Genomic DNA, 13,076 nt, shown 5'->3' with positions numbered 1-13,076 from the left:
TAACATAAAAAATAACCGAATGATACGAATTAAAACTTGTATCATTCGGTTATTTTTTGTCAATATTTCTTATGAATTAGCCTGAGCCTTGAGCTCCTCAAGCATCTGAGGAAGTCTTGTATCCATCTCGTCATCCTTGAACTGACATGTACCAACCTTCCTGTGTCCACCGCCACCATACTTGAGCATAAGGCTTCCAACATCCATGGTCGCTGTGCGGTTCAGGATACTGTATCCAACTGCTGCCGAACATCCCTGTCCACCACGTCCGCTTACTATCCACGCTGACACATTCTGTTCAGGATACATACTGTATATCATGAAACGATTGCCGGTGTATATCGGATCCACTCCGCGAAGATCGCTTATGATAAGATTACCGTCCACTATGGTATGTGCCTTGACCATCTCCTTGAACTTCTCTGTCTGCTCATTATACAGAACTATTCTTTCCTGTATATCCGGCATGGCAAGTATCTCATCAGTGGTCATGGTACGACATGCATCTATAAGCTTCTCCATGAGCTGATAGTTTGATATGGTGAAATTTCTGAATCTTCCAAGTCCGGTTCTAGGATCCATCAGGAATCCAATAAGTATCCATCCCTTTGGATTCTGTACCTCATCGATGGTAAGATTACCTGAATCAACCTTATCAACAGCCTCCATCATATCGTCAAACTGCGGAAATCTCTCTCTGCCTCCATAATACTCATAGATTATTCTAGCGCACGATGGAGTTATACGACTCTCCCCCTTGTATTTCCCCTCAAGCGCCAATCTCTCATGCTCACTTGAATGATGATCGAACCAAAGTCCGCAGCCCTCAACAAATGGCACATTTGCAAGGCAGTCATCCTCCGTAACCTCAATCAGTCCGTCCTGAAGATCCTTCGGATGCGCAAACTTCCAATGATCAATAATTCCCGCTTCTTTCAGCAGTGCGCCACACGCAAGTCCATCAAAATCCGATCTTGTAACCAACCTCATAGTAATTCCTCCCTGGTATTGAACTTCAGCCCTGTAAAACCGGGCTGAATAGTCCATTTTCCGTAACAAATATATCTTAATTATATAGAAGCGGGTGAGGTATTTCAAGGAGCATTTTTATCAGTGAGAGGGCCCGCCATTCCAATCAGAGATCCGCTTGCCGAGTTCCGTAACTTGATTCTTCACATCCAGCATACCAGCCATGTTTTCCAAAGTCATATGCCCCACAACGCTCCTTGCAAACTTAACCTTTTGGCCGACAAAACCTCTGTAATATGGCTCTATGTAACCAGGAAACAACTCATACTGTTCACACTGCTTCTTCAAACTGATTCCCAGAGCTTTCTCTATAACTTCCTTTGGGATGTAATTTTCTATCTCCTTGCCCTTAGTAACCCATGTCATCATCCCAAGATCATCAAATTCCTGAATTATTCTCCTCTTGGTATCATTCAGCCGTGCATTTCTGCCTCGCTTATCACTGTCCATTACAATGACAGCATTTCTATTTGTCTTGATCACACTTATGAGTTCCGTCACTTCCTCAGCCGAATACTGCGACAGTAACCTTCCGCCATAATACAGGAACTGATAATGCACTCCCTCCACAAATCGATCCGGGAAATACAAGTCCAGCCAGCGCTTTATGTACACTCTGTCTGATGGTCCTTCCACCCATATGATTCCATTTGACTGAAGAAGATCACTCGCCTTAACGTCCAGATCATCCAGTATCCGAGTCTTATCCAGATACGATTCTATCCTTTTGACAAATGCTCTTCCGTCCTGCTTGTACACATGAAATATCCCCGCATCGTCCTTGTCGTAGAATGCATTTATCGCCACATGGGAATGGGTCGTGATGAACACCTGAACATCATTCTTTTCAGCAAATTCATATATATACTCAAACAGTTTCCTCTGCATGGCAGGGTGAAGATTATTCTCAAGCTCCTCAAAACCATAAACCATCTTCTTATCCTTATACTCATCCAGTTCCGGTATAACCAGCAGATTTAGCAGCACCAGAATGATCGTCTTAAGCCCACTTCCCATGCGTGACAAAGGGCACCTGCTCATGCCCTTTTCCTTGAGAAACACCTCCCACCGGATATTCCCATATCCATCCTGTACCTGCTGCACCCTTATGCTCTCAAATACAGCCTCCGGACTCATAATCTCATTTACCGCTTTTAGAAGAGTGTCCTCAATTATCGTCTCATCGTAACTGCTATTGTTCAGAAATGCCCTAATAATGTTGCTTGCACCACTGCCAGTGCTGGACAGATCCTCCAGAGTCTCACCAAGCTTCTCTTCCTCCTCGGGAACAATATTGCGCTCCGCAGCAACGTGTCTGAATACATATCTGTCCCTCTCATTACCTATATCAACTCCCACTCCATTTGCATATGAAGTATTCCATAGAGGCAGTCTAGCATTCCACTCCACTATATATCCGCCACTGTCCTCTGGCTTCACCTTGTAGCCTATCGAACGGCCGCTTGATGCGCTCCAAAGAGTTCCGCTTGTATACCCCTTGAGCGATGTATACCCGCTGAGCAATCTGTCACACATATCCCTGGTGATCGGTATCTCCGCAATGATCTCATCTGCGCAGGATGTGATCTGTTCCCTGATGGCATATGTCCTGTCATACATCATCCCCACCACGTCAATGACGCTTGATTTTCCGCTGTTGTTCTTGCCGATTATCACCGACACACGTGGAAGGTTGTCAAGTTCTGTGTATGTGTCGGCGGTGAAGGCTTTGTAGCCTTTGAATCTTATTCCTTTGTACATAGAGTTTTCTCTCCTAATTATATCTGCTTCATAACGTCCCTTATCAGTTTTGTTAAAGGTCGCTTGCCCATCTCGTTATCAATTAATGTTATACCATATAATAACTCTTCAACGGATGTTGTTGTTTGAAAAACTCCAGGGAATGTACGTCTCAACATATCTATATACTGTTCTGAAAAAATCTTTCTTTTTACAAGGACATCGTGAACATCAATATTATGCATCTTATAAATATCATTCAATTCCAATACACTTAACTGATCCGTATATCGGACATCCAAACTTTCCGCCTTCACGTCTATTGAGTCTGCATTTACCAAATAGTCCGCATTTGATATATCATATGAAAACCTTAGTATATCGTCGGTTTTATTTGATGTATCATGAGGATTTATCTTAAATATCGCACCTTTCTTTTTCATATTGCAGGTTGAACAACATGGAATCAAATTGTAAAACGACGCTGCAAGTATGGTGTATCTACTCTTGGGATAGAAATGATCCAACTGACACGTAGTAACTTTTTCTCTCGAAAAAACATAATTTCGATTACAATATGGACATACTCTTGTGTCCAACATTTTTAACAGCAGCTTCTTTGCCTCCGGTCTCATATTCTTATATAGAGTATCAATTACATACGAATTCCCTCTCTTTTTGTATAGAGAACCGGGCGATTCCATTATCCTGTTTCCATCATCATCTATCACATCATCATATAATTTATCTGTTATAAGCTGAATATATGTTTTTTTATCCAGACTATCCTTTATACGTTCCAATTCATCCGGTGTTGCCTCTACGACAGCCCTATAGCTTATAAATTTGCTATCAATCTTACTGAGATAATCCTCACACCATGCATCCAAATCATCCAACTTTTTCCTATTTCTCAGATTCAGATCAGCAAACTCGTGGACAATTTCCCGACGTTCCTCCTCGCCATATTTATTACAGAATTCCAAATTAATCACTATCTCTTCTCTCCAGCACTGCTATCCGTTCCTCTATCTGTCTCTTTCTAATTCTAAGATTATTTAATTCACTGCCGCCAAAACACTCAAAATATTTATTAAGAACCGCCGCCTTCAATATTGGATCTCCAATCATATTTATAGATTCATATATGCGATTTCTTCTATATGAATACATATCCCCATTACAATTATCAATTTCACTTATAATATCGTTTATGTACTGCTCAGCAAAAGCTCCCATAGTGTGCTTGTTCAAATAAAACGTATCATTTAAAATTGTAAATACGTCTCGTCCAAAGGATTGCTGATGATTCTCTCTTTTATCTATCGATATCCTACCATCTTTCATATCCTGCAAATATACTATATTCTCCCGGGGGATGTCCGAAATACAGAGAGGAGAATGTGTCGCAAATACGATCTGAACCTTATACTTTGGGAATTGACTCCGAATTTCTGCCAACAACTTCTTCATAAATATAGTCTGCCAATCCGGATGCAGATATAAATCCAGTTCATCAATTAATAAAAGTACCGTTCCTCTCAGACTGACATTATAATTTTTATATATTCTTGAAAACATCGGTATCAGATTTAACCATGTAAATATATTTTGAAATGCCCGTTCGCCTGAAGACATTCCACCTATCTCAATATTTAGATATGTAAGGACAAATCCTGATCCCTGATAAAAACACTCAAATATATAATCTACAAATCGCCTATATCCAACCGGATTATCCCGATAGCAAAATAATGTTTTATATCCATCATCCGATATTGTTGTATACTGTTTTACTATCGTTTCTAAGTCATTAATCCCTTTCAGCGCCTGTTCTATATAAGAATCACCCTCACTAAAATGATTTATCAATTGAAGTGCATAATTGTATGGAATATAATCCATATCATCTATATACGACAAACCATAGTACATCATTATTTCTAACAATAGATGTGCATACATATATTTTATTAACGTGCCGCCAGGCCACTCAGGTAGCGATTTCTCTATTTTATATATGGCTATATCTAATTCTAAGTGATCTGTATCATTATCGAAATCATCAGAATAAGTTTCCATATAAGGATTTTTAAAACAAGATGATATCAATATATCATTTCTGAAGTTTCCAATATACTCTGAAGCTTTTCCTATATCAAATAAACGCTTAATATACAGTATATCGCCTAAACTATAAAAATCCTTTTTCCCATTTGTATTTCTCTCCATCACAGAATCTATATATTCCTTATTTATTCTATAAATATGAGTACTCTGAGAATACAACTGATCATAATAAATAGCTGCAATGTTATCAATTGTGGATGGAGTTAGTGTAATATCTTCTACCTTTGAAAATGCATATCCCATCCCCCCAGCAGAACCAAATGAACTATTTGTAATATATACTTTTGTAATATCAGAAAAATCTGTACAATTTCTCAGGATATTCCCATATAAACCATCCTTTGTCACATCAACAACTTCAAACTCAGTATTATTTCTGAACAACTTAAGATTATGATATATTTTTATTTTTCCTATGTCATCCCGTAACACAATAATACGATACGATCGTTGCAATCTTTCCTCATAATAGTGTTTGTCTTTAGCTGATGTATTTTCTCTTACTGTCCCACAGGTAAGCAACTGTAGTGCTTTCAATATCGAGGTTTTTCCCGTTCCATTTTTCCCAACTATGGCAGTTACATTCTCTATTACATCATTTCTAAATATATTCTCTACACCTTTCCACTCTCTCAGGTACAACCCAAGATACAAACCATCATATCTAACATCGAAACTATATTTTGGTGATAGGTTCACGCCTGTTTTATCCAGAACTCCAGATGCCGCCTTATTAAACCATACATAAAGTATCTCCATTTTATCCCCCTGACCCGTTTACAAAAATGATAAACATGCTCTATATGTTTATTGTGATTTGGTACATAGTTATTAGTAATGGACTTGCATACATCAAATTCGGTGTGGCTTAACTCTTTCATATTACATCAACTGTAAAATACACCTACTATCAAATTCTTTCAAAAATACTCATCGTCAGACTCATAATTTCCTTCATCTTCCCCAAATTCACACTCTTCGTCACATTCATAGTCGTCTTCATATACACCCTCATCAATCCTAAGTACTTTGATATCTGCAATCTCATTAACATAAATTTCATCTTTAAGTACCAATCTTTCAGTATCATCCGATTCCCATATTACTGGTACATCCGCTAATACACTAACTAGTAATATCATAGTCGCACTACCAGCTGACCAATCTTCTCCAGCAGTATGATTACACGCTTCAAAGCTCGTCTCTATTTGTAAATATACTGTCAAGTATACGTTTTCTTCATCATAGTACTCCATGTCTATATCAGTAATAGTAGCGCCTATCAATTCATTCAACTCAGGCTCATCTACACAACAATCTACTATATCCTCCAACTTTGGTTTTATTTCGTCAGACTCATATAAAAATGTTCCTACTGCTTTAAATAGTTCTTCCTGATTGAATACATCATATTTTTCTTCAAGCTGATCTTTTATTGACGATATCTCAATAAATTGTTCAACTGACATGTCTAAATACCTCTTACATTCTTTCCAAAAATCAGTAAGCGATAAAATTATTATCTCATGTTCTGTATTCTCTTTAAATTCCTGCAAATATTTTAAATGAGGCTTTCCTTCAAAAAACCAATCACCCTTAGCTGTATCTGCAGTAACAAAAATCATATCCTTCTGTTCTTGTTCAGATTTCTTCTGTAACAATTTCCATATATACAAGTCATTATATTTATTACCATTCTTTTTTTTATAATCTTCTGCCCCAGGGCACATTACTCCTGAATCGTATCTATGTATTAACTCACTCTTTTCATCCGTAGTCAAAACTACTTCATCTGGAACAAGAATCTCATCAAACAAATCTTCAAAATCTAAATCATATGTGTTTGATTTAGATTTTTCCACAATATTATTATACTGTGCTTCCGTAATCACTTTGTTACCATAGATTTCATCTATCAGTTGCCTGAATTCTTCTGAAAATCCATTTTTCTCCCATCTATTCAATGTGCCTTTAATTTTGTCCCATGGAATAGGTCTTTTTTTCAAATTATTAAAAATTCCTTTTATGTACTTCTGTTCATATATGCTTTCTTTTATTGCATTTCTTTGTTTAGAAAATTCCTGTATATTTATTTCTGATTCCCATAGTTTCCCGACTCTCAAAAGGTAAGATAACGCATCCTTAATATTTACAGCATATTTCGATTCCCACTCATACATTCTTCCTAAGCTACATGTATCAAAAGATACAATACCATCTCTCCATACATCATCAAATTTTATCATTTTTCCTCCGTTCATAAGTAATAAGGTTTACACTACAAGTGTTTTTAGCAGAAATTATTTTCTAAAAATTATTATATCAAACATATTGAAATATATAATCCTAATTCAAACTGTAACACCTTATATCCTCCTTTGTTAGCAATCATATATTTATTATATTAGCATATTATATATTACTATCAATAGTTTTATTATATATTGTGTGTATTATCAAATGTATTTTTCAACTATCAATTTTCCTAAAATAGTTAATTATTTTTTCCAGCATTTTTTAGTTTATTGAGATCAACTAAAAAAATCATTCAACAACGCAAAAAAGGAACTCAAAATTTGAGTTCCTTTTTAACTTTCTTATTTAATATTTTATTTTTCTACACCATTACCAATTTGTTGAAATGAGTTTTTATGCAGCTGCTGTATCACTCCGCAAATATAAAATCCAGCTCATCCATCCCATCCAAATGCCCCGAATAAGAACTATCACCATCATAAATGTCGCCATAATCTCTGTCACCAGGATCAGCCAGCACATCGCACACATAACTCTCAATCTCACCAGCATCCGCCCAGATATCATATCTGGATAAGTCAATGTCATCTGTTATCGCACGAGGGAATACCGCCAATTTATCTGTCACATCGTCATATATATCATTCCGCACACAATCCGCCAAAATATTGACAACCTTATCTACATCAACTTCATGATACATTCCGTTGTATACCATGTTCTCATTGAAAAGTTCATACATATCCTGATTTGTATAACTTTCCAATCTGTCATATCCATCTATGTAATCCTGCACAGCCTTGTCCAACTTTTCCACGATAACATCCCTTGACACTAATCCGCACAGTTCCAGTCCATTATTCTTCAGATTTTCTTCAAATACACAAAAATCGTCAAAATCCATCGAATCCAGCAGGTCATCCAACGCCTCTGACGACAAATGTTCACGTGTACCATAATATGATGCCAGCGGCTCTGAAAGCAAAGAAGGCAGTACAGTAAATGTACTTGCTTTGTTATAAAACGCATATGGCAAAGACTCCACAAATGTCCTGACAATATCTCTGTATTGCTCCATGCATATACCCCGCTCACATATATTCGACAATATGACAAGCTGCCTTTCAACATCGCTTTTGAAATTGTATTTACTTGCATCTCCAGATCTAACAATATCCACTATGTCCGGGCCGAATCCTCTGACAATCTGAATATATTCCGTGGCGTTTCTCCCGATTTCTTCAACCTCAGGTTCATTCTCGTCCAGATAATTCTTCAAAAAATCATTTACAGATGGGTTGATAGCTCCAATTTGCCGCACGCCTTTGTTCTCTATGATCTTGACAAATGTTCCCTCCATCCGCTTCAATACTGTTTCCCACACATTTCGGGTTGTGTCTATATCAGTTCTTTTCGTAATACGAGCATTGAATACTCTGCGCAGTACCTTGTCCTCCACACCAACTTCCGTCAACGAAAACAGTGAGGTAAGGAAAATCCTGTCTTCTGCCTTGAGCCTGTTGTTAAACTCATCTCTCCAGATTTCAGTAGGATTATCCAGGCATCTCCTTATAAATTCACAATATTCGCCAGCAGCAATCTTGTTGGATACATTTTGCCGCGTAACATACTCTATGATACGCGGTGTATAATTCCTATGTTTGACTATCCAGCGATAATTATTATTTTTTAGGATCTGAGCATAATGATACGATAGTATATTTCTGAAATACAAATGATTCTTGAATATCCTGCCCTTATCTTCGATGGTCATAGAATCCATATCAATATACTGGAGCCGCACTTTCTCCATGTCTATAAAACTGTTCAGCTCTATGTAAGAATCCTTTGCATGCTGAAATATTGTCACTCTGGAGTTCATGATAAGTTTCTTGTTCTTATGCATCAGCACATATTTGATCAGAGACATGAGTTCATTTTCCTGGGTGTCCTTCATTCTGAAGTAATACTGTCCAAGGCAGTTATCCAACAGAATAATCTCTTTAGATTCCTTATCAACTGACAAAGCTTTCTTTATGCTCTGCAGATCCCCATTTGTCGTATAAATAATCCGGTAACCCAGTGCTGCGTAATACAAAGCAAGCATCTTGGTCGTCATGGTCTTTCCAGTTCCCGGCATTCCAAGGATCATCAACAAACGATTACGCTCAAGAACATCTATACACTGTCTGTAACTCGATGTTTCAACAAATTCTCTCTGCTCCTCTTCTATGTTGTATAGAAGCGTTTCGCAATCTATGAAAATATCCCTGCTATTAATCTCTGCCAATATATTTGTAGATTCAAGCCACAATTTGTAATGCTTGCGCACTATATCCATATTTGCCGGATCCTGCAGATACTCATCTATATCATTCAACGACAATATATTACATGAACCCTCCATGTATTCTGCAAACAAATTGAAAATCTCCGTCTTATTTACAGGGGTGAGCTCCAATGCACAGCACACATAGTATTTCTCCAGTTTCAGCTCGGCAACCTTAGAAACCTCCTTCTTCAGGCTTGATATAAGATCACTGTATCTGCTGTTGATATAATGCTTGACCTGTATAACAATATTCTTGCTCACAGTATCATCAGTTATATCAATGCCACCATCCCGGCCTCTCGCAAATATCTGAAGTGGAACACCCAGCTTCTTCTGCATTATATCTTTGCACAATATTTCAAATTCGTAGTCACACAAGTTTTTATAATTAAACATCTTTTGTCTCCAATAAAACTCTATTGTATATTCAATTCTTAAATATCTCGCACGATCCAATATCCCATAACAACTGGAACATTATAGACACTAGTCCAATATTCAAGTAATCAAATGTTTCCCCAATGCCGTGCATAATACTGTTTCTGATATTTAACTTCACAAATATATTATCCATGAGTTCCATATACTCAGACAAAATCTCACTTTTCGCAAAATCGCTTTTTAGCAATGCTCCCAGAGTTCGTGTAACTTTTCTTCCACTTCTATTTCTATGTCCCACTCCCGTCAAAACCATCTCATTTTCTGCCGACTCTTCCAATACTCCCTGACGAACAAAGAGAGTGTACATCTTCCCCATTACATGCTCTTCCCTGGCATCAAAGCAAAATCCCTCTGTATTATGAATAAAAATGTCAATATATTTCTCCTCCTCTGCATCAATCATTCCCTCTTCCTTTAAATGGCTTATATCAGGCAATCCGCAAATACATTTATATAGCATTCTGCTTTGCAAAGCTAGTGTTAAGCCGCGCTCAATCAGGGATGGCAACACAAATGAAGCCGTCACCGCATGAGGTATCCCATTGACAATTGCATTTTTATAGTCTTCCACTGCTTTCTGATATATTTCAGTATAATCTATGGCCATATTTTTCAGCTGGATTTCAGGAAACATACCATGGGTATCATATATTTTCTTGTGATATTTTTTATATATACTACCTAAATACAGAACTATATCATGTAGTAAAATTCTTTTTTCTACAAAAGCTCTTTTCTCTTCTGCATCAACGAAATAGCCTGTCGGTTCAGGAAACTCTGCATCTGTCACATCAAAATTATATATGTCACTATAATCTCTTAAAATATCTACCTTTGCCTGATGAAGGTCTTCCTTGTCGCCAGCATGCGTTAAATGGTTTAGCAATTCCTCAGCATAGTTTTTAAGCGGATCTGGATTCTCAAGATATATTGATAAATTTGGATCAGCTTTAAATATCTTATGGTATAGTTTTATATTTATATTTTTTCTTATATCATTGTTCATAAACCTTCTGTATGCGGTTTATAATCACACACTTCTCCTTTGTCATAATTTCGTATATGTATATATTTAAATATTGTAAATATATGTTACATAATCTTATTTGTTTGATAAATACTCATACTACACGTTTTTTTGAATTACTAGGCGTTATTATTTTTAGTAATAACACCTATTTCTATCAAATTTCTCAATGAAACCGCTTTATTTAATTTTTTCAATTTAAATTTGGGGTTGATTTAGATTTAAATAAATGATAAATTAGATTTGTATGTTTTTGATCATTTATTTGGTCATAGTAGGGGCCGAAGTTGCAGCTTTGGTCCTTTTTCATATATAACGCTGTCTAAATCTATTTAAATCTTTGTTAGTACCTTTAATTGTTTCCCATACCAAACAGTCTCGTCAGAAATAAATTGAACATATCTGATACATACTTCACTTCATCCGCATTCGAATCCTTTGGTACAGATATGCGTGCCTTACGTCCATCAATATATGGAACTGTCAAAGTCACAACATCTTCAATTATTTTTTCATCCTCTGTGTCATTTTCTCTATCTCTTATTCTATCTTCTTCAATTTTATTATCAATCATATTACAGTATATCTCCTCCCCTTGATTATAAACATCTTGATGTATTATATCCATTTTATTTATTGTATCATCCCTATCAAATGTGAATCTTGTTTGCAGTCCGCGTCTTCCTAAATAAAGCTTTCCTATTCCAGCTTCACCGCAAATTCTGAAAAATGAAATGGCCTTTTCTTTTAGGCTCTGCAAACTATCATCAGCTAAATCTTCGTATAACGAATTCTGCCATAAACTTGATACGTCATCCACAGATAAAGTTATATTATTATATTCTTCTTCCATAATAATATCCATAATATCCTTATACGGCTGTATGGCATCCAGAATTCTACAATATACCAGTTGTTTTTCCGATCCGGCCGTTGCACTTGCAAGTTCATTTCCAATAACCGTTAAAAGAATTTCACTGTTTTCTTTTTCGATAACCTTACACATAGCCAGTGAATCCAGTTTGATTTCATCCGCATTTTTTAGAACGCCTACTTGCTGGATTTCTGTTATACTACTTATGCCATCCTTTTCTTTTAGATATTTTACCATTTTTTCTAACTCTTCTGGCAAAACCTTAGATGCAATATTCAAACAACTCACCTCCTTTTGTTAAAGCGCTTTCATTTGTCTACAATTATAACATTGATTACTGTACTGTCAATATTTCTTTTAACGTTTTTTATTTTTTAGTCATATTTTTTAGATTTGTACCTTTAAACCATATTTTATTTTCTTTTTGCTACTCTAAAGCATTTCCTTGTAACAACATAAAATAGCAAATGCAGAGAGTCCTTATACTCTCTGCATTTGTTATTTTTTCTAGAATATCAGTTTTTAGGAAATAATTTTCCCCACTATTTTTTGAATCATTAACTTTACAATTCAAACTCTAAATCTCGACGCATTTCTGGCCTCTATATCGCAAAAATAAATTATGCACTAATCTAATCATTAATACATATTATTTTTTACATTATGCTTCATCGTCAACATCAAATGTTAATTCCCAATTATCATTAGTACCATTAGCAAGCGCACCTCTATACGCTGGATGTATTTCCCAAGAATATCCTCTATCACCAACATTTGCTAACAGCAAATACTTATCCTCATCATAATACACTCTTTCAATTATCTCCGTTTCATTTCTTTTTCTTCCGGTTATAAAGCCTATTTTGTATAGGAAATGCGCTACTTGATGAAAATCAGCAGCACACATTTTCTCGCTATTTGCCTGATATATTCCTATTTGTATATTCTGCTGTATATTTTTTATTTTATTATGAAGTTCAGCTGTTGTATATACATATCTTTCTTTTCTTTTATTCTGAAACTCTTTTTGAGTAGGTGCCATCTTAATTAACACTTCTCTTAATTTTGGCATCTGATTATTATACTCATTTACAAGATCTTTTAATCTTTCTCTTGAATATGTTTCAAGTATAGAAAAGAAACATGACGAGTCAATCTGATATGTACCCTCTTTACTGGACAACCAGTAAGGAGGGTATTTTTATGCGTTATAGTTATGAGTTTAAAATGATGTGTGTTGAATTGTA

The 13,076-nt window shown here is 36.1% G+C and carries 9 protein-coding genes; all 9 read right to left on the bottom strand.

The window, feature by feature from the left end:
• Nucleotides 1–69: 69 nt before the first annotated feature.
• The 9 genes from ARA78_RS11905 to ARA78_RS11865 all read right to left on the bottom strand — a co-directional run bounded on the left by ARA78_RS11905 (nt 70) and on the right by ARA78_RS11865 (nt 12,901).
• The gene (locus ARA78_RS11905; RefSeq protein WP_055223542.1) at nt 70–990 is read right to left on the bottom strand and encodes a hypothetical protein; all 921 of its coding nucleotides are present in this window, start codon (nt 988–990) and stop codon (nt 70–72) included.
• Nucleotides 991–1,110: 120 nt separating this feature from the next.
• On the bottom strand, nt 1,111–2,790 hold the full coding sequence (locus ARA78_RS11900) for an ATP-dependent nuclease (RefSeq protein WP_055280575.1): 1,680 nt from the start codon (nt 2,788–2,790) through the stop codon (nt 1,111–1,113).
• 17 nt (nt 2,791–2,807) lie between these two features.
• Nucleotides 2,808–3,764 carry an HNH endonuclease gene (locus ARA78_RS11895; protein ID WP_055280574.1) on the bottom strand — a complete coding sequence of 319 codons (957 nt, stop codon included), beginning with the start codon at nt 3,762–3,764 and terminating at the stop codon, nt 2,808–2,810.
• Nucleotides 3,757–5,658 (bottom strand): AAA family ATPase, encoded by a 1,902-nt coding sequence (locus ARA78_RS11890; RefSeq protein WP_055280573.1) that lies wholly within the window; start codon nt 5,656–5,658, stop codon nt 3,757–3,759. Before ARA78_RS11890 ends, ARA78_RS11895 begins: the two co-directional genes overlap by 8 nt.
• Before the next feature lie 161 nt (nt 5,659–5,819).
• A complete protein-coding gene (locus tag ARA78_RS11885) occupies nt 5,820–7,160 on the bottom strand; it encodes a PIN-like domain-containing protein (protein WP_207641804.1) in 1,341 nt (446 codons plus the stop codon).
• A 404-nt stretch (nt 7,161–7,564) separates the two neighbouring features.
• Nucleotides 7,565–9,883, bottom strand: a complete 2,319-nt coding sequence (locus ARA78_RS11880) for a restriction endonuclease (protein WP_055280571.1) — start codon at nt 9,881–9,883, stop codon at nt 7,565–7,567.
• 31 nt (nt 9,884–9,914) lie between these two features.
• Nucleotides 9,915–10,934 (bottom strand): hypothetical protein, encoded by a 1,020-nt coding sequence (locus tag ARA78_RS14115; protein WP_055280570.1) that lies wholly within the window; start codon nt 10,932–10,934, stop codon nt 9,915–9,917.
• Nucleotides 10,935–11,307: 373 nt separating this feature from the next.
• Nucleotides 11,308–12,108, bottom strand: a complete 801-nt coding sequence (locus ARA78_RS11870) for a hypothetical protein (RefSeq protein ID WP_055280569.1) — start codon at nt 12,106–12,108, stop codon at nt 11,308–11,310.
• Nucleotides 12,109–12,490: 382 nt separating this feature from the next.
• Nucleotides 12,491–12,901, bottom strand: a complete 411-nt coding sequence (locus ARA78_RS11865; protein ID WP_156329474.1) for a hypothetical protein — start codon at nt 12,899–12,901, stop codon at nt 12,491–12,493.
• Nucleotides 12,902–13,076: the final 175 nt, after the last annotated feature.

Source organism: Coprococcus eutactus (assembly GCF_001404675.1).
Taxonomy (GTDB): Bacteria; Bacillota; Clostridia; order Lachnospirales; family Lachnospiraceae; genus Coprococcus; species Coprococcus aceti.
This window is presented reverse-complemented; position numbering and strand designations above follow the sequence as displayed.